Origin of the sequence: Pandoraea faecigallinarum, from assembly GCF_001029105.3 — a bacterium.
Lineage (GTDB): Bacteria > Pseudomonadota > Gammaproteobacteria > Burkholderiales > Burkholderiaceae > Pandoraea > Pandoraea faecigallinarum.
In genome coordinates this window covers 1,138,435-1,163,083 of the sequence record NZ_CP011807.3, presented here as the reverse complement: position 1 = coordinate 1,163,083, position 24,649 = coordinate 1,138,435, and the positions used below count along the sequence as shown (strand labels likewise).

Annotated in this window: 24 protein-coding genes; 11 read left to right on the top strand and 13 right to left on the bottom strand. The window is 64.0% G+C overall.

Annotated features, from left to right (window positions below; translation table 11 throughout):
- Positions 1 to 259: 259 nt before the first annotated feature.
- Positions 260 to 1,714 carry an NAD-dependent succinate-semialdehyde dehydrogenase gene (locus AB870_RS05240; protein WP_047907202.1) on the top strand — a complete coding sequence of 485 codons (1,455 nt, stop codon included), beginning with the start codon at positions 260 to 262 and terminating at the stop codon, positions 1,712 to 1,714.
- Between the two features lie 412 nt (positions 1,715 to 2,126).
- Positions 2,127 to 3,743, top strand: a complete 1,617-nt coding sequence (locus AB870_RS05235; RefSeq protein WP_047907201.1) for an APC family permease — start codon at positions 2,127 to 2,129, stop codon at positions 3,741 to 3,743.
- Between the two features lie 110 nt (positions 3,744 to 3,853).
- On the opposite strand, the gene AB870_RS05230 is transcribed toward AB870_RS05235, so the two are convergent.
- On the bottom strand, positions 3,854 to 5,761 hold the full coding sequence (locus tag AB870_RS05230; RefSeq protein WP_053059576.1) for a GGDEF domain-containing protein: 1,908 nt from the start codon (positions 5,759 to 5,761) through the stop codon (positions 3,854 to 3,856).
- Between the two features lie 428 nt (positions 5,762 to 6,189).
- Between AB870_RS05230 and AB870_RS05225 the strand changes: the two genes are divergently transcribed.
- Positions 6,190 to 7,656 carry an IS1182 family transposase gene (locus tag AB870_RS05225; protein ID WP_157112225.1) on the top strand — a complete coding sequence of 489 codons (1,467 nt, stop codon included), beginning with the start codon at positions 6,190 to 6,192 and terminating at the stop codon, positions 7,654 to 7,656.
- A 126-nt stretch (positions 7,657 to 7,782) separates the two neighbouring features.
- Here the strand turns inward: AB870_RS05225 and AB870_RS05220 are convergent, their stop codons facing one another.
- The 8 genes from AB870_RS05220 to AB870_RS05185 all read right to left on the bottom strand — a co-directional run bounded on the left by AB870_RS05220 (position 7,783) and on the right by AB870_RS05185 (position 12,872).
- Positions 7,783 to 8,595 (bottom strand): MetQ/NlpA family ABC transporter substrate-binding protein, encoded by an 813-nt coding sequence (locus AB870_RS05220; RefSeq protein ID WP_047907200.1) that lies wholly within the window; start codon positions 8,593 to 8,595, stop codon positions 7,783 to 7,785.
- Positions 8,596 to 8,690: 95 nt separating this feature from the next.
- Positions 8,691 to 9,344, bottom strand: coding sequence for a methionine ABC transporter permease (locus tag AB870_RS05215; RefSeq protein WP_042114871.1), 654 nt, complete (start codon positions 9,342 to 9,344; stop codon positions 8,691 to 8,693).
- The gene (locus AB870_RS05210; RefSeq protein ID WP_047908825.1) at positions 9,334 to 10,368 is read right to left on the bottom strand and encodes a methionine ABC transporter ATP-binding protein; all 1,035 of its coding nucleotides are present in this window, start codon (positions 10,366 to 10,368) and stop codon (positions 9,334 to 9,336) included. The genes AB870_RS05215 and AB870_RS05210 overlap by 11 nt, the downstream gene beginning before the upstream one ends.
- Before the next feature lie 196 nt (positions 10,369 to 10,564).
- Positions 10,565 to 10,987: a response regulator gene (locus AB870_RS05205; RefSeq protein WP_047907199.1), complete on the bottom strand. Its 423-nt coding sequence runs from the start codon at positions 10,985 to 10,987 to the stop codon at positions 10,565 to 10,567.
- A gap of 13 nt (positions 10,988 to 11,000) precedes the next feature.
- Complete coding sequence (locus AB870_RS05200) at positions 11,001 to 11,642, bottom strand: response regulator (protein WP_047907198.1); 642 nt, start codon at positions 11,640 to 11,642, stop codon at positions 11,001 to 11,003.
- 72 nt (positions 11,643 to 11,714) lie between these two features.
- A complete protein-coding gene (locus AB870_RS05195) occupies positions 11,715 to 12,272 on the bottom strand; it encodes a ferritin-like domain-containing protein (RefSeq protein ID WP_047908824.1) in 558 nt (185 codons plus the stop codon).
- 233 nt (positions 12,273 to 12,505) lie between these two features.
- On the bottom strand, positions 12,506 to 12,667 hold the full coding sequence (locus tag AB870_RS05190) for a DUF1328 domain-containing protein (RefSeq protein ID WP_039414459.1): 162 nt from the start codon (positions 12,665 to 12,667) through the stop codon (positions 12,506 to 12,508).
- Positions 12,668 to 12,695: 28 nt separating this feature from the next.
- On the bottom strand, positions 12,696 to 12,872 hold the full coding sequence (locus AB870_RS05185) for a DUF1328 family protein (RefSeq protein WP_042114863.1): 177 nt from the start codon (positions 12,870 to 12,872) through the stop codon (positions 12,696 to 12,698).
- 335 nt (positions 12,873 to 13,207) lie between these two features.
- On the opposite strand from AB870_RS05185, the gene AB870_RS05180 reads away from it, so the two are divergent.
- The 5 genes from AB870_RS05180 (at position 13,208) to AB870_RS05165 (ending at position 16,921) form a co-directional block, all read left to right on the top strand.
- Positions 13,208 to 14,731, top strand: coding sequence for a sensor histidine kinase (locus AB870_RS05180; protein ID WP_167362676.1), 1,524 nt, complete (start codon positions 13,208 to 13,210; stop codon positions 14,729 to 14,731).
- 144 nt (positions 14,732 to 14,875) lie between these two features.
- Positions 14,876 to 15,082 (top strand): CsbD family protein, encoded by a 207-nt coding sequence (locus tag AB870_RS05175; RefSeq protein WP_039374866.1) that lies wholly within the window; start codon positions 14,876 to 14,878, stop codon positions 15,080 to 15,082.
- A gap of 146 nt (positions 15,083 to 15,228) precedes the next feature.
- Positions 15,229 to 15,366, top strand: a complete 138-nt coding sequence (locus AB870_RS25495) for an entericidin A/B family lipoprotein (protein WP_047907197.1) — start codon at positions 15,229 to 15,231, stop codon at positions 15,364 to 15,366.
- A gap of 133 nt (positions 15,367 to 15,499) precedes the next feature.
- On the top strand, positions 15,500 to 16,084 hold the full coding sequence (locus tag AB870_RS05170) for a hypothetical protein (RefSeq protein ID WP_053059743.1): 585 nt from the start codon (positions 15,500 to 15,502) through the stop codon (positions 16,082 to 16,084).
- 531 nt (positions 16,085 to 16,615) lie between these two features.
- On the top strand, positions 16,616 to 16,921 hold the full coding sequence (locus tag AB870_RS05165; RefSeq protein ID WP_047907195.1) for a hypothetical protein: 306 nt from the start codon (positions 16,616 to 16,618) through the stop codon (positions 16,919 to 16,921).
- Positions 16,922 to 17,005: 84 nt separating this feature from the next.
- On the opposite strand, the gene AB870_RS05160 is transcribed toward AB870_RS05165, so the two are convergent.
- Positions 17,006 to 18,415: a methyl-accepting chemotaxis protein gene (locus tag AB870_RS05160; RefSeq protein ID WP_047907194.1), complete on the bottom strand. Its 1,410-nt coding sequence runs from the start codon at positions 18,413 to 18,415 to the stop codon at positions 17,006 to 17,008.
- A 293-nt stretch (positions 18,416 to 18,708) separates the two neighbouring features.
- A complete protein-coding gene (locus AB870_RS05155; protein ID WP_197683856.1) occupies positions 18,709 to 19,629 on the bottom strand; it encodes a LysR family transcriptional regulator in 921 nt (306 codons plus the stop codon).
- 79 nt (positions 19,630 to 19,708) lie between these two features.
- Between AB870_RS05155 and AB870_RS05150 the strand changes: the two genes are divergently transcribed.
- Both AB870_RS05150 and AB870_RS05145 read left to right on the top strand, forming a co-directional pair.
- Positions 19,709 to 20,536: a sulfite exporter TauE/SafE family protein gene (locus AB870_RS05150; protein ID WP_237170058.1), complete on the top strand. Its 828-nt coding sequence runs from the start codon at positions 19,709 to 19,711 to the stop codon at positions 20,534 to 20,536.
- A 93-nt stretch (positions 20,537 to 20,629) separates the two neighbouring features.
- Positions 20,630 to 21,538 carry a LysR family transcriptional regulator gene (locus AB870_RS05145; protein WP_047907193.1) on the top strand — a complete coding sequence of 303 codons (909 nt, stop codon included), beginning with the start codon at positions 20,630 to 20,632 and terminating at the stop codon, positions 21,536 to 21,538.
- A gap of 85 nt (positions 21,539 to 21,623) precedes the next feature.
- Here AB870_RS05145 and AB870_RS05140 read toward each other — a convergent pair whose 3' ends face one another.
- A complete protein-coding gene (locus AB870_RS05140) occupies positions 21,624 to 22,730 on the bottom strand; it encodes an SDR family oxidoreductase (RefSeq protein ID WP_047907192.1) in 1,107 nt (368 codons plus the stop codon).
- 42 nt (positions 22,731 to 22,772) lie between these two features.
- Positions 22,773 to 23,609 carry a MipA/OmpV family protein gene (locus AB870_RS05135; RefSeq protein WP_053059573.1) on the bottom strand — a complete coding sequence of 279 codons (837 nt, stop codon included), beginning with the start codon at positions 23,607 to 23,609 and terminating at the stop codon, positions 22,773 to 22,775.
- A 334-nt stretch (positions 23,610 to 23,943) separates the two neighbouring features.
- Here AB870_RS05135 and AB870_RS05130 point away from each other — a divergent pair, with 334 nt between their 5' ends.
- Positions 23,944 to 24,648: a response regulator gene (locus AB870_RS05130; RefSeq protein WP_047907191.1), complete on the top strand. Its 705-nt coding sequence runs from the start codon at positions 23,944 to 23,946 to the stop codon at positions 24,646 to 24,648.
- The last annotated feature ends 1 nt before the right edge of the window (position 24,649 follow it).

Genomic DNA, 24,649 nt, shown 5'->3' with positions numbered 1-24,649 from the left:
ATCCGCTGTGCATCGTCCTGGCGTAAGCTGGCACCCGGCAGACAGATAAGCCGTATCCGTATCCATTTCCATCCCCTGAGCGGCGTTGCTCCCCCCGCGCGCGCCGCCCGGTCATCGAAAGGAGCTGATCGTGTCGTCATCCCGCACCTCCCGCCCCTCCGGCCACCCCTCCGGCCCCTCGCATGCCGCCCCAGCGTCCCACACGACCCGATCGTCGCCGCATTCGCGGCCAGCTCGCGCCCCGGCCAAGGCACACCCGGTGCAGGCCCGCCTGAAAGACCCCGAACTGCTGCGCACCGACGCCTACATCGACGGCGCATGGACGCAAGCCGACTCCCACGCGACTTTTGCCGTCAACGATCCGGCGACCGATGCAGAAATCGCGCAAGTCGCCGACCTTGGCGCCAAAGAGACGGAACGCGCGCTGGTCGCGGCCGAAACCGCGTTGCCGGAGTGGCGCGGCAAGACCGGCAAGGAACGTGCGCGCATCATGCGCCATTGGTTCGATCTCATCATGCAGGCGCAGGACGACCTCGGCGCCATCATGACCGCCGAGCAGGGCAAACCGCTGGCCGAAGCCAAGGGTGAGGTCGCTTACGGCGCCTCGTTCATCGAATGGTTCGCCGAAGAAGCCAAGCGGGTGGACGGCGACGTGCTCGCCTCGCCCGAAGGCGGCAAACGCATGCTGGTGCTCAAGCAGCCCATCGGCGTGTGCGCGTCGATCACGCCCTGGAACTTCCCCATTGCCATGATTACCCGCAAGATCGCCCCGGCCATCGCGGCGGGCTGCACCATCGTCGTCAAACCAGCCCGCCTCACGCCGTTGAGCGCGCTGGCGCTTGCAGAACTTGCCGAGCGCGCCGGCTTGCCGAAAGGCGTGTTCAATGTCGTGACGTCGAAACACTCGTCGGACGTCGGCAACGTCCTGACGTCCAGCCCGCGCGTGCGGCATTTCTCCTTCACCGGCTCCACGCCCGTGGGCGCCGGGCTCATGGCGCAATGCGCGTCGACGATCAAGAAAGTCGCGCTCGAACTCGGCGGCCTCGCGCCGTTTCTGGTGTTCGACGACGCCGACGTGGACGCCGCCGTCGAAGGATGCATCGCCTCCAAGTTTCGCAATGCCGGCCAGACGTGCGTGTGCGCCAATCGGATCTACGCGCAGGACGGCATTTACGACACGTTCGTGGAAAAGCTCACCGCGGCCGTCGGCAAACTGCGCGTGGGCAACGGTTTCGAGACGGGTGTCGCGATCGGTCCGCTGATCGAAGACGCGGCCATCGCCAAAGTGGAGCGTCACGTGGAAGACGCCATCGCCAAAGGCGGACGCGTGACCGTCGGCGGGAAGGTGATGCACGGCCGCTTTTTCGAACCGACCGTGGTCGCCGACGCGAGCGCCGACATGCTCGTCGCGCAGGAGGAAACCTTCGGGCCGGTGGCCCCAGTCTTCCGTTTCAAGGACGAAGCGGATGGCATCCGCCTGGCCAACGCCTCGGACTTCGGACTGGCGTCCTATTTCTTTGCACGCGACGTCGGGCGTGTCTGGCGTGTGGCCGAGGGCATCGAAGCGGGCATGGTCGGCATCAATACCGGCCCGATCTCGAACGAGGTCGCGCCATTCGGCGGTGTAAAGCAGTCGGGACTGGGCCGTGAAGGGTCGAAGTACGGTATCGACGAGTACCTTGAAACGAAGTATCTCTGCCTTGCCGGGATGTGATGGGCATCTGACCCTTTAACAGTTTGTAATAGTCCGTTTCCCACGGTGCGAGGTGCGCCGTGACTGGCTTTCGCCCATTTCTCCTTATCATCGTCGAACCTGAGGGCATCCCGAAAGTGTTACAAAGTCCCACACGCGCGGGGCGGCTCGGGTAGAATCGCGCTTTTTTCACGAAACGCTCACCCCGACCCCAATTCGGGCGCTGCACGCCCACCCCGCGGTGCGGTCCCGGATACCGGTGAGGTTTTGCGAAGCCGATCAACAGAAATCGCGTTCGTCAGCGCCGCCCCCGCGCCGTCATGCTCGTTGTGACGGCGACCGGCCTGCCGACGTGTCCGCCCTCGCGCAACGTGCCGCCCTTGCCCCACGGGACGGCCGGCTTGCTCCCCCCCGGGCGTGGAGAAGACAACGTATGGACAACAACCAATCCCTCATGCGCAACATCGGGCCGTTCGCCCTGATGTTGACCGGTCTCGGTTCGATCATCGGCTCCGGCTGGCTCTTCGGCGCATGGAAGGCCGCCAAGATCGCCGGCCCCGCCGCCCTCTTCGCCTGGCTCATCGGCGCCGTCGTGATTCTCGCCATCGCGCTGACTTACGCCGAACTGGGCGCCATGTTCCCCGAGTCGGGCGGCATGGTGCGCTACTCCCGCTACTCGCATGGCAGTCTGGTCGGCTTCATCGCCGCCTGGGCCAACTGGATCGCCATCGTCTCGGTGATTCCCATCGAAGCCGAAGCGTCGATTCAGTACATGAGCACATGGCCATACGACTGGGCGCACGCCCTGTTCGTGGACGGCACGCTCACCACGAGCGGACTGGCGTTGTCCGCCTTGCTCGTGATTGTCTACTTCATGCTGAATTACTGGGGCGTCAAGCTGTTTGCACGCGCCAACACGGCCATTACGCTGTTCAAGTTCGCCATTCCCGCGCTGACCATTGCCGGACTGATGATTGCCGGCTTTCATCCGGGCAACTTCAACATCGCCGAGCATGGCGGCTTCGCGCCGAACGGCATGTCGGCCGTCCTGACGGCGGTCGCCACGTCCGGCATTGTGTTCGCCTTCAACGGGTTCCAAAGCCCGGTCAATCTGGCAGGCGAAGCCCGGGATCCCGGCCGCAGCATTCCGTTCGCGGTCGTCGGCTCGATCCTGCTCGCCACGGTCATCTATCTATTGCTGCAAATAGCCTACATCGGCGCGCTCTCGCCGGAGCAACTGGCCGGCGGCTGGCACATGGTGAGCTTCAGCTCGCCGTTCGCCGAACTCGCGATTGCGCTCGGCCTGAACTGGCTGGCCATCGTGCTGTACTTCGACGCTTTCCTGAGCCCGAGCGGCACCGGCACCACGTACATGGCCACGACGAGCCGCATGATCTACGCGATGGAGCGCAACCGCACGCTGCCGGCGATCCTGGGTCGCGTGCACCCGCTGTACGGCGTGCCGCGCCCGGCAATGTGGTTCAACCTCGCGATCTCGTTCATCTTCATGTTCTTCTTCCGCGGCTGGGATTCGCTGGCTGCCGTGATCTCGGTGGCGACCGTGATTTCGTACCTGACGGGTCCGATCAGCGTGATGGCCCTGCGCCGCTCGGCGCCCGAGATGCATCGCCCGCTGCGCCTTCGCGGCCTGTCGCTGATCGCCCCGTTCGCGTTCGTGTGCGCGTCGCTGATTCTTTACTGGGCACGCTGGCCGCTGACCGGCCAGATCATCGTGCTGGTGATCGTGGCGCTGCCGGTCTATTTCTACTATCAGGCGAAAGACAATTGGCAAGGCTTCGGCCGCGACCTCAAGGCGTCGTGGTGGCTCATCGGTTATTTGCCGTGCATGGCGCTGTGCTCGTACATCGGCAGCAAGGAATTCGGCGGCCTCGGCCTGCTGCCTTATGGCTGGGACATGGGCCTCGTGGCCGTGCTCTCGCTGGCGTTCTATCACTGGGGGGTCAGGGCAGGGTGGCGCACGCCGTATCTTTCGGAAGAGCGCGAGCAGGACGCCGCGAGCATGGAAGGCATGCCTGCGCTGTCACACTGACGCACTGACGCACCAACGCGTACGCACTGAACATCGCGCAAGGGAAAGCCCGCCGGTCGGCGGGCTTTTTCGTTGCCGGCGGCGCGTCTTCGGTCCGCCTGCCGCCACACTTATCGATGCGCCCTGCGCCGCTCGACGAACAGGCTGTTGCCGAGCGCGCGTTTGGCCATCTTCTTGGCGTCGGCCGCCGCGGCCGACACTTCCACGTGCGACGGGAAACTCTCGGGGGTGACCGCGACCACCCCGATCGACAGGCTCGTGATCGGATGGAAGATGACCATCCCGCGACGGTCCTCCGCTTCGAATCCCCCCGCGGCAATCTGGTCGGGATGGAAGTACTCCGTGACCGCTTCGCCGAAACGCGTGAGCGCTTCGCGACAGCGCGCTTCCCAGTCGGGACTGCGGAACAGGATCAGAAAGTCGTCGCCGCCGATGTGCCCGAGAAAATCACATTCGGGGTTTCGCACGGCCATCAACACGCGTGCGACCAGTTGAATCAGGTCGTCGCCACGGCGATAGCCGAACACGTCGTTGAACGGCTTGAAGTTGTCCAGATCGACGTAGCACGCGTGAAAGGACTGCCGCTCGCCGATCATGCGATCCATGTAATCGTCGATCGGCACGTTGCCCGGCAGCAGCGTGAGCGGATTGGCGTAACGCGCAGCATCGAGTTGCATGTCGGTGATGTGCCGCATCAGCGCATGCCCCTGCGCTACACCGAAATAGCGTCCCTGATCGGTCACGATGAAGCCGGCTGCGATCTGACGACTGGCGCCTTCGGCGATCATCCGGCTCAGGTCTTCGACCCGCGCGGCCTTGTCGAACGTCAGCGGGCGCGGCTCCATTACCGCCGAGCATGGCTTGCGTCCGTAGAGTTCGCGCGTGAACGGACGCGCAAACCGCCCGATCAACGACGCCCGCCCGATCAGCCCGACAGCACGCTCGCGCTCGACGACGGGCAACACCTCCAGCGCGGGGTCGCTTTCGAAACGTGCGACGACATCCTCGCTGCGCGTGTCCGGCGACACCGGCGCGACGTACGACGCGATGCGCTCCAGCGTCACGTTGCCCGCGCCCAGCTGACTCGGCTGCTGATGCACATAGGCGCGACGCTCGTTCACGACATCCTGCACGTTCGCCGTGATCGCCCGTTGCGGCTGCGCCTCGGGCCGGGCAATGAAATATCCCTGGCCGAGAAAAATACCCAGATCGCGCACGACCTGAAGCTCCTCAGCGTGTTCGATGCCTTCGGCGATCACGCGCGTACCGCTCGTCTCGGCGATCTGACGCATCGAGCGCACGAACTGAAGCTTGACCGTGTCCGTGTCGATACCGTCGACGAAGTGCCGGTCGATCTTGACGTAATCCGGTCGCAGTTCCGACCAGAGGCGCAAGCTTGCATAGCCCTCGCCCATGTCGTCGAGCGCCACCTCGAACCCCAGCGCGCGATACGCCGCGAGCGAAGCACGCGTGCTCGCCAGATCGAGCGCAGGCGCATGCTCGGTCAGTTCGAGCACCACGCGCTCGGGCGGCAGGTGAAACGACTGGAGCATCGCGAAGGTTTCGTCGAGCCCGAGCGACTCGCTTACGCCGCCGCCGGGTTGCGCCCGCGTGACCGGGCCGATATTCAGGAAGAGACGTTCCGGCAGGTCCTGCTCGACGAACCCGCGCAGCACCGTTCGCCGGCACGCGAGTTCGAGCGGGCCGAGCAGCCCGTGTCGACGCGCGGCGGCAAAGAGCGCCATCGGCGAGTGAATCGTCGTGCCCGCCGGTCCGCGCACCAGCCCTTCGTAGCCGGCCACTTCGGAGGTTCGAAAATCGAGAATCGGCTGGAACACGCACGTCAGGCCGATGCCTTCGCAGAGTTCCGCGAGCAACGACGCTTCGTCGGGTTCGGCAAACGGTGAAATCGGGGAAGGTGGTTGCGCGTCGCGCGCGAGGGCGCCGAAGCGTTCCTGCGGACGTATGCCTACGGTCGCGACAGCTGCGGCAGAGGCGGCAGGCGGGAGAGGGTTCAACTGAGACTCCGTAAGTCGGTGCGGTGCGCCGGCATCATGCCAACCGCTATACGTCGTGCGGGCATGTGTCGGGCGCCATCGCGCGCACCGGCGGTCGTACGCTCCGATGGAGTCTCACCCGTTCCCCGTGCTTCGCGTGCGGTCGCTGCTCTTCGGCCCATATCCGCGTCTTGTGACGGTGCCCGCGGGCACCCTCTTTTACTTGGCAATCAGGCTATCGCCGTTATTTGACAAAACCGTGACAGCATCGGAAATGCCACAAACGTCGGGCCCCCACGGCCTTCGGCCCGCCGTCGCGTGGGGACCCACAGCCTTGCCGCATTCTCCGCGCCGCACAAGGACGAAAAAAAACGGCAACGCCGCAAGGCGTTGCCCAGATTGCTGACAAACCCTCGCCAAGTGCGAGGGTTTTGTTTTTTAATAGCAGGATGCTAAAGATCCCGACGCCCACGCAGCACGAACTCGAGATGGTGACGCTCGAGGAACTCGTGCCGAAGGACCACCTGCTGCGCCAGATCGACGCGGCAGTGGATTTCGAATTCATCCGCGAAAAGGTCGCGCATCTGTACTGCGCAGACAACGGTCGTCCGGCGCTCGATCCGGTGGTGATGTTCAAGCTGCTGTTCATCGGCTACCTGTTTGGAGTGCGCAGTGAGCGGCAGTTGATGCGCGAGGTCCAGGTCAACGTCGCCTATCGGTGGTTCGCCCGGTTTCGGCTGACCGACAAGGTGCCGGATGCGTCGACGTTCTCACAGAATCGCCGCCGACGCTTCACGGACACGACGGTGTATCAGGAGATCTTCGACGAGATCGTGCGCCAGGCGATGGGCCGTGGTCTGGTCGATGGCCGGGTGCTGTACACCGACAGCACGCACCTGAAAGCCAACGCGAACAAGAACAAATTCGACGTGGTAAAGCTGGAACAGACGCCTGCGGCCTATCTGGAGAAGCTCAATGCGGCAGTGGATGCGGACCGGGCCGCGCATGGCAAGAAGCCGCTGAATCGCGACGGCGATGAGCCGCCGTCGAGCAAGGACACCAAGATTAGCCGGACCGATCCGGACAGCGGCTACATGGTGCGGGACGACAAGCCGAAGGGGTTCTTCTATCTGGACCACCGCACGGTGGACGCGAAGCACGCGATCATCACCGATACGCATGTGACGCCGGCCTCGGTGCACGACAGCCAGCCGTATCTGGAGCGGCTGGATCGACAGCGCGAGCGCTTCGAGTTCAAGGTGGAAGCGGTGGGGCTGGATGCTGGCTACTTCACGCCGGCGGTGTGCCAGGGGCTCGAGGAGCGGGAGATTGCCGGGGTGATGGGCTATCGCACGCCGAACCACAAGCCGGGGCTGTTCTACAAACGGCAGTTCCAGTACGACGCGTACCGCAACGAGTACGTGTGCCCGCAGGGACAGGCGCTGCCGTACAGCACGACTAACCGGCTCGGCTATCGGGAATACAAATCCGATGCTCGGATATGCCGGTGCTGCCCGGTACGAGCACAGTGCACGAACAGTGCCAACGCGGTGAAGGTGGTGACGCGCCATGTCTGGGAGCGCGCCAAGGAGCGGGTGGATGCGAGGCGGCTGAGCGAGTGGGGGCGACGCATTTACGCGCGGCGCAAGGAGACGGTGGAACGCAGCTTCGCCGATGCCAAGCAACTGCATGGGCATCGCTATGCGCGCATGCGCGGGCTGCGCAAGGTGGCCGAGCAGTGCTTGTTGGCTGCGGCGGCGCAGAACATCAAGAAAATTGCGATGCTGGTGGCGCGCCTACGGGCGCGTTTAGGCGAGCGTTCGTACCTCTGGCGCCCGTTTCGGTGGCTCATGAGCGTCCTGAGGGCTTGTCTCTCAATGTGCGCGCCCTTACGCTGCCCATTCGCCCTTGCCTAAAAGCCAAAAACCCCTCGCTCCGAAAAACGAGGGGTTCGTCAGCAATCTGGGCAACGCCGCAAGGCGTTGCCGTTCCTCGGCGCCGGTCACCGTCGTGCGGTGAACCGTCCCGGCACATCGCCGGGCTTACCAGGCGGTCACGACAGATCCACCGAACTTCTGCTCGATGAAGGCCTTCACTTCCGGCGAGTGGTATGCCTTGATGAGCTTGGCCACCCACGGCTTGTTCTTGTCTGCCGTGCGGATCACCAGCACGTTGGCGTACGGGCCGTTGGCGTCTTCGATGGCGATCGAATCCTTCTTCGGGTTCAGACCGGCTTCCATTGCGAAGTTGGTGTTGATAACGGCCACAGCCACGTCGTCGAGCGAGCGCGGCAGTTGCGCGGCGTCCAGTTCCACGAACTTCAGCTTCTTCGGGTTTTCTGCCACGTCGATCGGCGTGGCCTTCAGACCCGCGTCGGCGCGCAGCTTGATCAGCCCCTGCTTTTGCAGCAACAGCAGCGCGCGGCCGCCGTTGGTCGGGTCGTTCGGCAGCGAAACCTTGTCGCCCGTCTTCAGATCGGCCAGCGACTTGAGCTTCTTCGAATAGACGCCCATCGGGAAGATCACGGTCTTGGCGATGGATTCGAGCTTGTAGCCGCGATCCTTGATCTGCGCGTCGAGGTACGGCTGGTGCTGGTAGCTGTTCACGTCCAGATCGCCCGACGACAGTGCGGCGTTCGGCTGCACGTAGTCGCTGAATTCGATGACCTTGATGTTCAGTCCGTCCTTGGCGGCGACCTTCTTCACTTCGTCGAAGATCTGGGCGTGCGGGCCGCCTGTCACACCGACTTTCAGGTTGACGGCGTCAGCCGCCGCAGCCGGAGCCGCGAATTGCGTGGCGAAAACCGTGGCGGCACCGACACCGGCCAACAGCTTGAAAAGCGTACGACGTTGCATGGAAAACCCCGTGTTTGAGTAGCGTGCCGGCTGGCCGGCGAAAAGACCCTATGTCTGCTTTTGGGTACTGCGTCGGCAAACTCGCCCGACTTGTCTTACTTATGACTGAGACGGCGCACCAGCCAGTCCCCGAACGTCTGCACCAGTTGCACGAAAACGATCAGGATCAGTACGACGGTAATCATGACTTCCGGCAGGAAGCGCTGATAGCCGTAGCGGATTCCCAGGTCGCCCAGTCCGCCGCCGCCGATGGCGCCAGCCATGGCCGAATAACCCACCAGACTCACGAACGTGATCGTCAGACCGGCAACGATCCCGGGCAGCGCCTCGGGCAGCAACACCTTCATGACGATCTGGCCAGTCGTCGCACCCATCGACTGCGCGGCTTCGATCAGCCCGCGGTCGACCTCACGCAGCGCGGTCTCCACCAGACGGGCGACGAACGGCGCGGCAGCGATGGTAAGCGGCACCACGGCGGCCATCGTACCGATGGATGAGCCCACGATCAGGCGCGTGAACGGAATCACGGCCACGAGCAGAATGATGAACGGCGTCGAGCGCACGGCGTTGACGATGATCCCGACGACCCGGTTGGTCGGCAGGTTCTGCAACACGCCGTTACGATCCGTCAGATACAACAGCACGCCCAGAGGCACGCCGACCACGGCGCCGATCAGGCCGGAAATCCCGACCATGATGAGCGTCTCCCAGAACGAGGAGACGAACAGATCGAACATTTCACTCCACATGGCTCAACTCCTCGACGACGACGCCTTCACTGGCGAGGAACGCCATGGCTTCGGCCACGCGGGCCGGTGTGCCGCCCGCCATCACGGCGAGCGATCCGAATGCCTGCCCCTGAATCTCGTCGATCTGGCCGTGCAGGATGTTGAAATCGAGTTCGTAGCGGCGAATGGCTTCGGAGAGCAGCGGCTGGTCCACGCCCGCGCCCGAAAACGCGAGACGGTACAGATGATCGTGGCCGTTGCCGATGCGCGATGCCACGCGCTCGCGCACACCGGCGGGCAGCTCCTGCGCGATCACGTCGCCGATCAGCGCGCGTGTGACGTCGTGCCGGGGACGCAGGAACACGTCGATCACCGCCCCCTGCTCGACCACGCGTCCGGCATCGAGTACCGCCACGCGATCGCAGACCTGCTTGATCACTTCCATCTGGTGCGTAATCAGCACGACCGTCAGCCCCAGTTCGCGGTTGATGCGCTTGAGCAGGTCGAGGATCGAGCGGGTCGTCTCCGGATCGAGCGCCGAGGTGGCTTCGTCCGAGAGCAGCACCTGCGGCTCGCTCGCCAAGGCGCGGGCGATCCCCACGCGCTGCTTCTGGCCGCCGGAGATCTGCGACGGATAGCGGTCCTTCTGTGCCGTCAGGCCCACGAGTTCGAGCAACGGCAACACCTTCGCGCGAATCTCTGCCGCGCTCACGCCGGCGAGTTCGAGCGGCAGCGCCACGTTCTGGTAGACGGTACGCGAGCTCAGGAGGTTGAAATGCTGGAAGATCATGCCGATGCGGCGGCGCGCCTGACGCAATTCGTCCGACGACAACGAGGTCAGATCCTGACCGTCGACCCGCACCGTGCCATCGCTGGGACGGTTCAGCAAGTTGATGACACGCACGAGCGTGCTCTTTCCGGCGCCGCTTCGGCCGATGATGCCGAAGACTTCGCCGCGCTCGATCGACAGGCTGATATTGGAAAGCGCGTCGATCGGCCCCTTGGGTCCAGCAAAGCGCTGGGTGATGTTCTGGAGTTCGATCATGCAAAAAAATAGCAGCCCCACTGCCGAAAACGCCCGCAGTGCCGCCGCCAAGACTCTATTTAGCGCAAAGGCGACATTCTAGCCCATGCGCCTAAATAGTTGAAAATAATAAAATTTGATCTCTTTATGCCGAATTGTGAGGGTTATGGGCAGAGGGAGTCTCCGGGGTCTGTCGTGTGCGCCGCAGCCGCCGGATTCACGCCTGACGACCGGTCGCGAACTCGTCGAGCACCTCGATGACCCGGTCGAACTCCAGCGATTTGTCGAAGAAGTGCTGCACGCCCAGTTGCTGGCAACGCTTACGGTAGGTCGCCAACGCGTAATTGGTCAGCACGATGGCCATGAGCTTTTCCAGCATGCCCTTGCTGTGCAGGTAAGACAGCACGTCCATGCCGGAGCCGCGCCGCAATTGAATATCGACGATCACCGCGTCGAAGGAATCGTTTTCCAGGGTGCGAACCGCGTCGTCGGCCGTCTCCGCCACCCCTGTCACTTCCAGCATCCCGGTCGACCCGAGCGCTTCGGACAGGCTCTCGCGAATCACCGCCGAGTCTTCGATCAGCAGCACCTTCAGGGGCAAACGGGACCCCGTAAGCGTTGCCGCGTTCCCGGTTGACATGACAGCCTCTCTCTCAACTAATCAAGCCGTTCTTGAGCGCATAAAGCGTCAGGTCGGCATTGGTTTTCAAATGCATCTTCTCCAGCACCCGCGCACGATATGTGCTGACAGTCTTCACCGACAGATGCAGCTCGTCGGCAATCTCGGTGGGCGTGCGCCCCTGCGCCAGCTTGCAGAACACCTGGAACTCGCGCTCCGAGAGTTGCTCGTGCATCGGTTCGTCGACCGGTTTGTCGAGCTTTTGCGCAAGCAGATCCGCCGTCACCTCACTGACGTAGCGATGACCGCGCGCCACGGTGCGGATTGCCCGGATGATCTCCTCGGGCGCGGCGTCCTTCATCAGATAGCCGTCGGCCCCGGCGCGCAGCAGATTCACGGCATACTGCGCTTCCGGATACGTGGAGAGGAACAACACGCCCTGCTCGGGCCTGAGCTGCTTGATCACGCGCAGGGTGTCGATGCCGTTCTTGTCAGGCATGGCGATATCCAGCAACACGACATCGAATTTGGTCTCGCGTACGGCACGAATCACTTCGTCCCCGCTCGCGGCCTCGCCCAGCACTTCCATGTCCGACTCGTCGGCAATGAACTGCTTGAAGCCCGTACGAACGATGGCATGGTCGTCGGCAATGAGGATTTTTATTGTCAGTGACATCTAAGCTCCAGAGACTGTCCCCGTCGGCCGGCTGGCCGCGCTTGCGTGATCTCGATGCGCGCGCCATGGCCGTCACTCCCGGTCGAGCAGATCCCGCATATCGTCGGCGTGCTCCTCCTCGACGGCGAGAATTTCTTCGAGCATGCGACGGGTCGTGGTATCCCGATCGCCCAAATAATGAATCATCTCGCGGTAACTCTCAATCGCAATACGCTCGGCGACGAGATTTTCGCGAATCATGTCGCGCAGATTGCTACCGGTGACGTATTCGGCGTGGCTGCGCGAGGAGAGGCTGTCCGGCGAGAAATCGGGCTCGCCGCCCAGTTGCACGATACGCGCCGCGATGCGATCCGCGTGATCCTGCTCCTGGGCCGCATGCTCGGCGAATTCCGCCGCCACGGGCTCGGCGTGAATGCCCGTGGCCATGAAATGGTGACGCTTGTAGCGCAGCACGCACACGAGTTCGGTCGCGAGCGCGTCGTTGAGCATGTGCACGACCGCATCGCGATCGGCACGGTAGTCTTCCGTGACGGCACCGTCGTCGAGGTGCTCCCGGGCACGCTCGCGCAGCGCACGAACGTCGATTTCGAAATCTCCACCCGCGTGCTGGCTGTGACCATTGCCGGTCATCGCGTGCTTGCCGTGCTCGTTGGCGTGCTGCTTGGCTTGCTTGGCGGTGTGCATTGGCGAATCCTCCTGTAGCGGTTATGCGAGTTGGACGGGGTTTCGGGAGGCGCCGGTCCTGTCGACGCCATTGGGTGCTTCGGTGCTTCGGTGCTTCGGATCGGGCGAGTGGACGGCGACACGGCTATGCAGATATGGCAAAAAGGGCGGCACAAGCCGCCCTGCCTCCCTGATGGCGTCTATCGTCGGAACACCCCGAAGAGCAGCGTGACCAGGAAGATCACCAGGAAGATGAAGAACAGAATCTTCGCGATCTCGGCGGCGCCCGCGGCAATTCCGGTGAAGCCGAAAACGGCGGCGATCAGCGCGATCACGAAAAAAACGACAGCGTAGTGAAGCATCGCAACCTCCTCGTATGTGGTCGGGTATCTAGTCGACGATCTTCTTGGCGACGGTCAGACCGAGCAGCAGGAAGATCACGAACAGCACCAGGAACAGCACGAACAGAATCTTCGCAATCCCGGCGGCACCGGCAGCAATCCCGGTAAAGCCCAACAGGCCGGCCACGATCGAGATCAATGCAAACAACAAAGCCCACTTCAGCATGGCGTTCTCCTTGGTTTGAAACGACATTTCCCGGAGACTTTCTCTGCTCCCCGTGGCCGGCGCGGCGACACTGCCGAAGGCACATCCCGCAATGCGGACCTCAGGTTGCTGAGTGAATAGTAGAAAAACGCCGCTCACGGAACTGCCCGCGCGACGCTGGTTTTTGCGTAGGAATTGGCTGACAATTGCCCGGATGGCTTGATTTTCGCCGTATGATCGAAGCGCATCGCGCCGAAAGGCCCCTCCACCGTCGTATCAACGCCGCGCAAGGCCTACTGTTCCCCATGCCCCGATTGTTCACGTCCTGGTTACGTCGCAGAAGCTGGATCATCGCCATGATCGCCGCGATCGTGATTACGGTCGGCAGCCTGATCGGGCTGGAATCGGCGCATCGGCGGCTCGCGTCCACCTACGAAGCGGCGCTGCAAAACATGATGACCGCCAACGAGCTCAACGAGATCATTGCGCGTACGTCTACCGTCGTGGCAAGCCAGCGCGGGTATCTGCTCACGAGCGATCCGGCCTATCTCGATCCGTACCTGTCGGCCGTGCGGCGCATTCGCGACCTTTCCGCCCTGATCATCCAGCACTATCAGAATGTGCACGACGATCAGGCGACGCATGAGTTCGCGCGCGTCATGCAACTGTTCTCGCAGCGCATCACGGCGATGGACACCGCACGCCTGGCCGTTATGCAAGGAGAAATGACACTGGAGGAGGCGCTCGCCCCGTCGAATCTCGGCCTCGGGACGATGGAACCGGTGCAGACCGGTATCACCGATCTCTACAACCGCGAACTGGCCCGTGCGCGCACGGCCCAGGACGACGGCCGCTTCGATCAGGCGATCTCCGCCATCAGCGCCGGCGCGTTGTCGGTGCTCACGATCCTGCTGTTCATTTTGCTGTTTCGCACGCTCGGCAAACAAATGCGGCAGGAACAACTCGCCCGAGATCAGCTGCACGAGCAGCAGGCGCATCTGGACCGGCTCGTGCGCGAGCGCACCGAGCAACTCGACGAACTGGCGACGCACTTGCAGAACGTCAGCGAGGACGAAAAAACACGTCTGTCGCGTGAACTGCACGACGAACTCGGTGCGATTCTCACGGCGTGCAAGATGGACGTGACGTGGGCTCACCACAAATTGCGCAACGTCGACCCTGTGATTTCCGAGAAGCTCGCACGCGCGCAGCGCAACCTCGACTCCGGTATTCAGACCAAGCGTCGCATCATCGAGAACCTGCGCCCGACCGTGCTGATCAACTTCGGCCTGGTCACGGCGCTGCGCTCGCTGGCCGAGGAAGCCGCCGATCAGCAACACTGGCAACTCGATCTCGATTTGCCGGAAGAAGACTTCGCGCTGCCCGAATCGACCGCCATCGTGCTGTTTTGTGTGGCGCAGGAAGCGCTGACGAACGCGGGCAAGTACGCGCGCGCGACGGCGGTGCGCGTGGCGCTCGCGTGCGACGGCCAGCGTGTGCGGCTCGAAGTGATCGACAACGGTATCGGCCTCACGCACGATCAGTTCAACAAGCCCAAGACGCATGGATTGTTCGGCATGCGCCAGCGCGTCTCGGCCAAGGGCGGGCGCATCGACATTCATTCGCTTCCGCAACGTCTCGGCACGGAAATTCAGGTGGTGCTGCCGCTTTGCAATCCGGCAGACGCCCCCGAAATCGCCACGGAAATCACCGAGAGTACCGTGGCCGCGCAGACAGGTCCCACCGTGGCCGACGGCCGGCCAGACGAGCCGCCGGCGTCTTCTCAGTCAGACCGGTCCTCCCAGTCGGCACAATCGCCACAATCGCCACAATCGTCTCCGCCCGAGCAGCCTCCACGTCCGCCGGTCGGAATGCACTGACAGCGCAACCCGACTCCGCCTACACCGCGACGACAACGCGGCTGACAGCGCAAACACTTCGCACTCCCTACCATGGAATCACCTCCCGCCGCCCCCACGGGCGGGTCAGAGGACGTGAATCCAACCCAACACTGAGGAGTTGCTATGAACTCGGATCTGATCAAGGGCAAGTGGAACCAGCTCAAGGGCGAAGCGAAGAAGCAGTGGGGCAACCTGACCGACGACGATCTGCTCAAGATCGAGGGCAATCGCGACAAGTTCGTCGGTGTGATCCAGGAGCGCTACGGCAAGGCGAAGGCCGACGCCGAACGCGAAGTCGACACCTGGAATAACCAGCACAAGCTCTGGTAAGTCAGCATTGCGCGATCGCGCTTTCGCTCACGCAGGTTCACGCAGGCTCACGCAGGTCATTGCCCGCCGGGAGGCGGGCAATGACCTCCCCCCTTCGCGCTTCCATTGCGCCTCGGACGACATCCTCTCACCAAGGAGAAATCAAAATGAAACGATTGATCGCCATCGCTCTGCTCTCGAGCTTCGCCCTGGGCCTCGCCGGCTGCAACACCATCCACGGCGCGGGCAAGGACGTCGAGAAGGGAGGTGAAGCCATTCAGGGCGCAGCCGACCGGAACAAGTAATACCGCGTGATCGGCCCAGTTGCCCGAGGTACTCGCGGCCCACCGCCGACCGGTATCCCCCCGAAAGTCGACGCGCGGCGCTTCGGCGGCGCGCCTCATGCTCGCTACCATCCTAGCCAAGGAGGACTCCGAGATGTCACATCGAATCGCCATGAATGTCCTGACCTGTGCCTGTATCGCGGCAGCAGGCATGCTGAGCACCACTGCGGCGAGCGCCGCCGATGCGGCTGCCAAGGACCGTTACGACGCTGCGCAGAAATCCGCCGAAGCGGATTACAAGGCGGCTTCCGCGCGCTGCGACAGCATGAAGGACAATGCGAAGAAAATCTGCGTCGAGGACGCGAAGGGCAAGGAAAAGATCGCCAAGGCCAACGCCGAAGCGGACTACAAGCAAACGCCCAAGGCCCGCTACGACGCTGCCATTGCCAAGGCCGACGCCGACTATGACGTCGCCAAGCTGCGCTGCGATGACAAGAAGGGCAACGACAAAGACGTGTGCATGAAGGACGCCAAGGCGGCCAAGACCAAGGCCTACGGCGACGCCAAGGTGATGCGCACGAGCCGCGAATCGTCCAAGGACACCGCGGCCGCCCGTCAGGACGCCAATGCCGACGCCAACAAGGCCGAGTACAAGGCCGCGATGGAACGCTGCGACGCGCTCTCGGGCAGCAGCAAGGACAGTTGCGTGGCAGACGCCAGGGCGCGCTTCCACCAATAAAGCACCGCCGTGCGCCGCGAGGCTCGCGCGAGGATTTCGCGGAAACACGGGAAATACGATTTAGCAGGGAGGAGAAGGCGTTGCACGCGTATACGACGTCGTAGACATCGTGAACGCTGGACGCCGGCAACGGGCGAATGCCGCGGAAGTGGCATTCGCCCGCTGTTTTTGCCCCACACCGCGCGCGCCGCATGTAAATGAATGTAACAAGTGTCGCTTGCCGCGCGCCATCCCTTTGAGGCGGGGGCCCGCACGATGTCAACCGAAACCAGCGCAAAGCGTTGATTCTGCATAGAATAGGGGTCTGATTTATACGTTTGGCGGCCCCTTTTCTACGCCCGAACGTTCCCCATACCGGTCAAGTGCGCATACTTTGCAACAATTGCGACAGGACCGCGTACCGGAACTTCAGTAAAGTAAAGTCAAGGAATCTGACGAACCAGGGTGCCGGCGGGCACCGGGCGCGTCGAACGGCATGGTGCCGTCCGGGCGCTGTCATCAGTACGCTGCCAAGTCCGCAGGAGAAATGTCATGAAAACCAAGTTTGCCGCCCTTGCCATCGCCGGGATCGCGCTCGCCGCGGGTGCGATCGGTACGGCGCAGGCGCACGTCTCGGTCGGGATCGGTATTGGCGTACCGTTGATCGCGCCGGCGCCGGTCTATGCACCGGCACCGGTCTACGTGGCGCCGCCCCCGCCGGTCTATGTCGCCCCGCCGCCCGTGTACGTGGCACCGGCACCGGTCTATTACGGCCCGCCGCCGGTCTACTACGGCCGCCCGTACCGGGGCTATTACGGCGGCTACTATGGCCGGGGCTACTACCGCCACGGCTACTGATCCACGCCGCACTCCCGGGTAGAAACGAAACGCGCCGCCGACGGCAAGGTCGGCGGCGCGTTTCTCATGCCGTCTCTGTCTCTCTTAGCGCGCCACGCGATAGGCGATACGGAAGCCTCCCCAGTGACGCCCGTTCACGTAAATGGGCGCAGACGCATCCTTCATCACCACGAACTCCCCGCCGCCCATATCCCGGCGATAAGTTTGCAGCAGCAGCGGTTTGGTATTGCGCCCGGCAGCCGCGCCGGTGCGGTCGTTGAAGAGCCGGCGGTTGCGGCAGTGCGCCGCGTTCCATACCGGGTCGTTGGTCGGCGCCTGCGAGAACTTGCGATTGTGCGTGGGCAGGTAGCCGTTTTCGTCGACCGCCGCGCAGAACGCGATGCGCTCGTTCATGTTTAGCAACGGCTCCTGAATCGCCGGCAGCGTCTCGTCGGTAAAGCGCGTGAAGCGCGCCATCAATTGCTGCGGATTCGACCCCGGAATGGGTTCGTAGCGCCGGTCGAACAACTCCTGTTCGCTGATCTTGCCCTTCGCCAGCGCGGCTTCGAAGCTCTCGCCGACCTGCTTGGCGGCACGGCGCACCGCGCGAATGAACGGCGTGTCTTCCGTTTCGACGTCCGCCTCGGCGATCAGGCCAATCAGATGCTCCGACACCGATAACAAGCCGTTGATGCGCTCGCGCGCACTTTCAACGTGATCGGCGGAATGTGTCACGCCGTCGGCCATTTCGTCGACGTGTGCGGCGAGCGTATTGCATTCGTTTTCGATGGCTTCGCTCGCCTGCGCAATCTGCCCGGCCTGCTGGTCGAACGTGTCGAGCGCACTTGCGGCGGTCTCGATCACGCTGGCAATGGCGCGGGTGCCTTCGCGGGCGTCGTTGGCGCGCGCGACGTTCGCATTGCTCTCGCGCATGAGCCGCTCGGTGCGCTCGCTCAGTGCGGCGAGCGTGTGCTCGATTTGCTGCGTGGCCTCGGCCGTCTTGCTCGCGAGCAGTTTCACTTCCGTCGCCACGACAGCGAAGCTGCGGCCCGCAGCACCTGCGCGCGCGGCTTCGATGGCGGCATTGAGCGCGAGCAGATTGGTCTGCCGGGCGATGACGGAAATTCCCTCGGCGACTTTGCCCACGTGATCGAGGGCTTCGCGCAGTCCCGAGATCTCGTCGGCCATGCCGGAAACCCCTTCGACCAGTCCGTGAATGGAAGCCAGCGAGGCGTCGGCCGTACTGCGCGACGCCGCAATTTCCGCGCTGGCCCGGTCGGCCACGTCGCGGGCGTCGCGGGCGGCGCCGGCGATACGCTGATTGCCTTCGCTGGTATCGGTGGCGGCGCGGCGAAGCGCCTGAAACACTTCCGCCTGACGCTTGATACGCACGGCGATTTCATCGACGTTGCCGGCGATATCGCACAACTCCACACCGAGGGTGCCCGCGCTGCCGGCCACCTCGCTCATGATGTTGGTCTGCGCGGCTCCCCTTGAGCGCGCAAATAGCCCCATCAATAGCCCCATCGTCAGTCTCCTCGCGTCTCTGATCTGCTTGTTATGACGAGGGCGGGACGGTCGCCGGAACTGCCAGGAAACGTAAAACGCCGGGTAGACGTCTGCGCCACACGTTGGCTGTCTTCAGCCTGTGCCGAAAAGTATAACGGGAGAAAAAACGGCGGACTTGAGGGTTTCCTCGCGTGTTTCCGCTCCGTTTTCCCGGCTTTGGCGCCCGCTTCGATGCCTCGCGCCGAGGCCACTTTCCGATCGTTGTGCAGCCACACTCTCACGCACGGCTTACGCGGGACTTACTGCGACATGGTCGGTCGCGCCATGTCCGTCGCCCGGCGCATGGCCTCGCTCAGCGAAACCGCGAGCGCGCTGGCGTCGCGGCGGCGCAGCAACGCAATTTCGCTGTCGGCATTCGCGTCGTCGAGCACGACACGGCGCACGTTCGGCCCCGCCAGCGCCGCCAGACTTTCCGGCACGATCGCCACACCGAATCCCGCGGCGACAAGGTTGACGAGTGTGGTCTTGCGCGAGGTCGCGACCGCCGCGCGCGGGAAAAAGCCGTGCTGCTGGCACAGTTGTGCGACGCGATAACTCAGTCCGCCACGCTCGCGGTGCGGCAGCGACACGAACGGCACCGGCGCCAGCGCCGCCACGCTCACCGATGTGCGGCTCGCAAGCGCATGTCCGGCGGGCACGAGCAAGAGCAGGCGCTCCTGCGCAATCGTCTCGCAAAGGAGCGACGGCGCGGGGCGCAGCACCGGCAGCCGCACCAATCCCACGTCGATACGCCCCGCCTCGATTTCGTCCTGCTGCTGTTCCGACGACAGCGTCGAGATGTCGACGCTCACGCCGGGATTCGCTTGCAGATGCGCAAACAGCGCCGAGGGCAGCGCGCCGGCAAATGGTACCGAACTGGAGTGCGCCAGCCGCACGGTACCCTGCTCGCCGCGCGCCACGCTGCGCGTGAGCGCGACGGAGCCCTCCAACGTGGTGAGCACGCGTCGCGCCTCGTCGACGAACGTGCGCCCGGCGGGGGTGAGCGTCACGCCTTTCGACGAGCGTTCGAGCAGCACGGCCTGCAACTCGCGTTCAAGCTCGGAGATTTGGCGGCTCAACGCCGACTGCGCAATGAACAAACGCTCGGCCGCCGCGCTGAATCCGCCCGCGTCGACCACTTCCAGGAAATAACGCAACTGCCGCAGCGACACCATGACCATGCCATTTCGAGATCGAACATCGCCACATTCTATATTGGCGCCTCGCCTGCACGCGGCCCTATGCTGACGGAAAAACCGCGTGCCAGCTACGGCCGCACCCGCATCGAATCCCTCGTCCGTCACCATGCTGCCCATACTGCCCATCACCTCGTTCGACGCACTGTGCGCCGCGCTTCCGTCACCGGGTCACTGGCTTCTGATGAGCGCCGCGCTCGTCGTCGCGTATGTGATCTTCGGCGTCGCAGGCTTCGGCACTGCGCTCGTCGCCAGCCCGATCCTCGCCTATGCGATGCCCGTCGCGCAGATCGTGCCGATGCTCGCGCTGCTGGACTTCGGCGCCGCGTCCGGCAATGTCGTGCGCAATGCCCGGGCGGCCGACACGAGCGAACTCCGTCGCCTGCTGCCTGCCATTCTGGCGGGAAGCATCGCGGGCGGCGCGTTGCTGCTGCACATGCGACCCGAGATCCTGCTGCGCGCCCTCGCGTGGTTCGTTTGCGGCTATGCCGTGTTTTCGCTGATGGGACCACGCGCGAAATCGCGTCTGGCTCAGGGCTGGGCCGTTCCGTTCGGTGTTGCCGGCGGCATGTTCGGGGCGATGTTCGGCAGCGGCGGCTTCGTCTTCGCCATCTATCTGACGAGCCGCCTGGAGCGAGTCGAAGCCATGCGCGTGACGCAGGCGACGCTGATCGGCTTCAGCACGCTGGCCCGCGCCGGACTGTTTCTGTTCGCCGGCGTCTATGCCGACGTGTCGATGCTGGCGACGGCCGCCTCGCTCCTGCCCGCGATGATCGCCGGGATGTGGCTCGGCAAGCACATCACGCTGCGGCTCTCGCGCCGGCAGTTCGTCAACGCCGTGAATCTGGTGGTGCTTGGCGCCGGTATCGCGCTGCTGCTTCGCAGCCGGTGAGCCGACGGCCTGAAGTGCCTGCCGTCAAGTTAATCATCCGAATAATGGCTATGATGAGAACCAATCATCACCATTGCCGATGGATTTGACGATATGACACCGGACCAATTGCTCACGTTCGCGACAGTGGCCGAACTGGGCAACATCAGCCACGCGGCGCAGGCGCTGCATCTGTCGCAGCCCGCCGTGTCGGGCCAGTTGCGCCTGTTACAGGAATCGTTCGGCGAGCCGCTGTATCGTCGCGACGGCCGTGGCATCCGTCTGACCGCCGTGGGCGAACAGGTTGCCGTGTACGCCAACAAGCTACGTCAGGATTACCGTCAGGCGCTTGCCCTGCGCGATAGCCTGCGCGGACTGGAAACGGGTGCCTTGCGCATCGGGGCCAGTACGACGCCGGCGAGCTATCTCCTGCCGTACGTTATTGCGGAATTTCATCAACGCTACCCGGCCGTGGCGCTGCACATCATCGACGGCAACACGAGCGAGATCGTGGCGCAGCTCGACCGGCTGGACGTGGCGTTCATCGAAGGCGCGGTGCCGCCGGGCCTGTCGCCTGAGATCGCCGTGCGACCGTGGCGCGACGACGAGATCGTCGCCATCGCCCGCGCCGATCATCCACTCGCTCGGCAGCCCGACGGGGCATCGTTGCAGGCCATCGCCGCGTATCCGCTCATCATGCGCGAGCCGGGCTCCGGGGTGCGGGCGTTGGTGGCGCGCGCATTCTCGGTGTCGGGGCTCGAACCGCGCATAGCGCTCGAACTCGCGGGGGTCGAGAGTATCAAGGAGGCGGTGCGCGCCGGAATGGGGGTGGGCTTCGTCTCGGCAATGTCGATGCGTCATGAAGACGCCGCGCTCGCCACGGTACGAATCGACCCGCCGCACGGTCTCAAGCGTCTGCTCACCGCGCTCGTGCCGCACGCCGATGCGCTATCGCGCCCCACCGAGCGCTTTCTCGCGCAATGCTTCGCGAAAGACGCCGCCGATCCGGCCGCGATACGGTGACACGTGACGACGACCCCATCGTACGCCGCACGGCACTCGTCGCACCGCGAACCGGACCGGCGCGTCGGACCGGTCTCCTACGGTCTCACTTGAAATCCCATGCCATCTGTTCGGCAACCGACGTGGATTCGGACGTGCGCACGCACACGCCCAGATAGTCGGTAACGGGCGGTGGCGGCGGCGTGCCTTCGCCCAGCAAACGCCGGTTATCGAAGATGTAATCGAGCGCCGCGAACGCCCCGTAGCGACGCAACGCCTTCGCCATCAGTCGACTGTTGCCACGCCCCAGCTCACGCGCCAATGCGGGCGTCAGACGGTCGATGTCCGCCTCGCCGATATGCCGGAAGCGCTCGCCGAGCGGCGCCACGCCACGCGCGCGGGCGAGTGCCGCCTCGATCTCGCGAATCGTGCGCGCGCTGCCCTCGCCTGCCGAGACGTGGTACAGGTCGTGACGCAAGCGCGGCAGAAAGGCGAGGTCGATGAGCGCATCGGCACAGAAATCGACCGGTACAACGTCGAGCCGATCGTCGAGGCTGCAAGTGAATGCACCCAGGAGCTGGACCATCCGGAACATCCAGAAGATACTGCCCGACGGCTCGCACCCCAGACGCGTATGCCCCACCACGATAGACGGGCGCGCAATCACCAGCGGCAGACCGGGCCACTCGCGTCGCAGCCGGCGCTCGGCCTCGGCCTTCGACGCCGTGTATGCCACCACCTGATGGTCGGCGAGCGCAAGTTCATGCGACTCCGGCACGAGCCCGGACAGGGAGTCGCCGCAGGCCATTGCCGTGCCCACGTGCACGAAGCGCTCCAGCACCGGTGATGCGGCAACCGCGCGCGCCAATGCCAGCGTGCCGCTCACGTTGACGGCATCGAGTTGCGGGTGCGCAGAGAAACTCGCGATCGCACCTGCGTGAATCACGTGCGTGACGCGGCGCATGCGCGGGTCGTCCTCGAACGTCACCGGCTGCGCAAGATCGCCGCACACGATGTTCGCTTCGGTGAGCGTGAGGCGATGCACCGGCGCCACGCGAAAGCGGTCCATTGCGGCGCACACCCGGGCCAGACCGTCACCGCTGGTGCGCGCACGCACGAGCAGCAACAACGACGGTCCGAACCCGTCCTTGAGAAGTTGGGCGACAACGGCGCCGCCCACAAAACCGGTACCGCCGGTGACGAGAATTCGCATGGCTTTTGCCTCGCAACGCTGGGGAACGGAACTGCGACAGGCTCAGAACGTGTAGTCGAGCGTCGCGGCCGCCTGATAGTTGGTCTTGTTGAAAACGATGGGACTCCTGGAGGCATTGCCGGTATAGCGCATGACGCCACCCGCAACCGTGGTGCTCCAGTGCTTGGTGAACTTGTGCGTCCAGTTCGCCGTCAGGCTTACGCCGTACAGGCCACCGCCGGGGGCGTACTGCCGGTAGCCAGAATTCAGGCTCTGATTGGCGCTCACGCCGAAATAGGTCTGGGCGTATTTGCCGCTCGCGAAGTGCGCCGTCGCGCCGATGCCGACCGAATCCGCGGCGGACTTGTAGATAACGCCGTCCACGGCGAATCGATAGACATTGCCGCGATCCCGGTTGGTCAAGGGAATGTCGGTGGCCACGCTCACGACCGCCACATCGCCGATGGCATAGCCGGCTTGCAGCGTGGTGAAGACGGAACCCTTGATGTCGCCCATGCCACGCAGCTTGTCCGAGCCCGAATCGAGCCCCTTCGCGCGGTCCTTGCGGCCCCCGTCGTACGACAGCGCGGCCGACAGGAAGAAGCCCGCGGGCAACGACAGGCGGTAACCAATGCCGCCCAGTCCGACGAACACCCCGATGGGAGTTTGCAGGGCAAGGTTCAGCGCAGGCGTTGCGCGGTATTCGTCGCTTCCCATGTAGCGCGGCGAATAACCGATACCGCCGCCGATGGTGAACTCGTAGCCGCCATCCGTCGCGTTCGTGGGCAGGCTCTGATCCTGCTGAATGCCGCTGTAACGCGCCGGCTCGGCGGCATGGACTTGCGAAGCGGCGCCGACGAACAGCAATCCGGCCGCCCCGGCCATCGCGATGCGTTGCATCGGACGACGCCCGCGAAGGCTTCGCTCGGTGCGAAGAAGGCGCGCGGTGCTGACCGGGCGGGAATAGCGGCTTTTCATGGGACTCCTACAAGTTCCGGTGAATAACTGTCGTGAGACGGAAGTGCGAACCGCACAGCGATCGCAGGGTGATCGCATGGTAGGTAAGAAGGCCGCCGATGGCTGTTACGCGATTTAGGAGAGTTGTGAACAAATGTTTTCATTTGTTCGCAGGTTTGAAACGCCCGCCCGACGGGGCTTCGGGGAAGTAGAATGCGCATCACGGGAGTGCCGCCGGTGGTGTGCGGCACAGCACAACGCAAAAGGAAAGACGGCCATGTACCGTGTCTTGCTGGTCGAGGACGATGCGCGTCTGGCCGCGCTCGTTACCGAATATCTGCACGCCTACCGCTTCGAAGTGACGGTAGTGAGCGACGGGGCGCGCGCGTTGGAACGCTTTCGTGCGTTTTCCCCGGACATCGTGGTCCTCGATCTGATGCTTCCGGGCATGGACGGCATGGAAATCTGCCGCCAGTTGCGTGCACTCAGCGCCACGCCGATTCTGATTCTCACCGCCCGTGAGGACACCTACGATCAGGTCGCGGGACTGGAGGTCGGGGCGGACGATTACGTCGTCAAGCCGGTCGAGCCACGCCTGCTGCTCGCTCGTCTGCGCGCGCTCCTGCGCCGCGCCATGCCGATGGCCGAGGTGGAAGTCGAGAGCGGCGACGCACTGGCGTTCGGCCAGTTGCGCATCGTGCCGCGCGACCGCATGGTGTTCTGGCGCGGCGCGCCCATCGAACTCAAGTCCAACGAATTCAGTTTGCTGCTGATTCTGGCGCGCGGCGCGGGACGCGTCGTCACGCGCGATGAAATCCTTCAGCAATTGCGCGGCATCGAATTCGACGGCATCGATCGCACCGTGGATGTAGGCATTTACCGGTTGCGCAAGCGGTTCGAGGACACGGACGGAGAGCCGCAGCGGATCAAGACCGTTTGGGGCCGTGGCTATCTGTTCAGCCCGTCGGCCTGGGAGAGTTGAC

Coding starts and splice junctions, on each gene's coding strand:
- AB870_RS05235 (WP_047907201.1), top strand. CDS start 2,127: ATGGACAACAACCAATCCCTCATGCGCAACATCGGGCCGTTCGCCCTG.
- AB870_RS05225 (WP_157112225.1), top strand. CDS start 6,190: ATGCTAAAGATCCCGACGCCCACGCAGCACGAACTCGAGATGGTGACG.
- AB870_RS05220 (WP_047907200.1), bottom strand. CDS start 8,595: ATGCAACGTCGTACGCTTTTCAAGCTGTTGGCCGGTGTCGGTGCCGCC.
- AB870_RS05215 (WP_042114871.1), bottom strand. CDS start 9,344: ATGTGGAGTGAAATGTTCGATCTGTTCGTCTCCTCGTTCTGGGAGACG.
- AB870_RS05210 (WP_047908825.1), bottom strand. CDS start 10,368: ATGATCGAACTCCAGAACATCACCCAGCGCTTTGCTGGACCCAAGGGG.
- AB870_RS05205 (WP_047907199.1), bottom strand. CDS start 10,987: ATGTCAACCGGGAACGCGGCAACGCTTACGGGGTCCCGTTTGCCCCTG.
- AB870_RS05200 (WP_047907198.1), bottom strand. CDS start 11,642: ATGTCACTGACAATAAAAATCCTCATTGCCGACGACCATGCCATCGTT.
- AB870_RS05195 (WP_047908824.1), bottom strand. CDS start 12,272: ATGACCGGCAATGGTCACAGCCAGCACGCGGGTGGAGATTTCGAAATC.
- AB870_RS05190 (WP_039414459.1), bottom strand. CDS start 12,667: ATGCTTCACTACGCTGTCGTTTTTTTCGTGATCGCGCTGATCGCCGCC.
- AB870_RS05185 (WP_042114863.1), bottom strand. CDS start 12,872: ATGCTGAAGTGGGCTTTGTTGTTTGCATTGATCTCGATCGTGGCCGGC.
- AB870_RS05180 (WP_167362676.1), top strand. CDS start 13,208: ATGATCGCCGCGATCGTGATTACGGTCGGCAGCCTGATCGGGCTGGAA.
- AB870_RS05175 (WP_039374866.1), top strand. CDS start 14,876: ATGAACTCGGATCTGATCAAGGGCAAGTGGAACCAGCTCAAGGGCGAA.
- AB870_RS25495 (WP_047907197.1), top strand. CDS start 15,229: ATGAAACGATTGATCGCCATCGCTCTGCTCTCGAGCTTCGCCCTGGGC.
- AB870_RS05170 (WP_053059743.1), top strand. CDS start 15,500: ATGTCACATCGAATCGCCATGAATGTCCTGACCTGTGCCTGTATCGCG.
- AB870_RS05165 (WP_047907195.1), top strand. CDS start 16,616: ATGAAAACCAAGTTTGCCGCCCTTGCCATCGCCGGGATCGCGCTCGCC.
- AB870_RS05160 (WP_047907194.1), bottom strand. CDS start 18,415: ATGGGGCTATTTGCGCGCTCAAGGGGAGCCGCGCAGACCAACATCATG.
- AB870_RS05155 (WP_197683856.1), bottom strand. CDS start 19,629: ATGGTCATGGTGTCGCTGCGGCAGTTGCGTTATTTCCTGGAAGTGGTC.
- AB870_RS05145 (WP_047907193.1), top strand. CDS start 20,630: ATGACACCGGACCAATTGCTCACGTTCGCGACAGTGGCCGAACTGGGC.
- AB870_RS05140 (WP_047907192.1), bottom strand. CDS start 22,730: ATGCGAATTCTCGTCACCGGCGGTACCGGTTTTGTGGGCGGCGCCGTT.
- AB870_RS05135 (WP_053059573.1), bottom strand. CDS start 23,609: ATGCAACGCATCGCGATGGCCGGGGCGGCCGGATTGCTGTTCGTCGGC.
- AB870_RS05130 (WP_047907191.1), top strand. CDS start 23,944: ATGTACCGTGTCTTGCTGGTCGAGGACGATGCGCGTCTGGCCGCGCTC.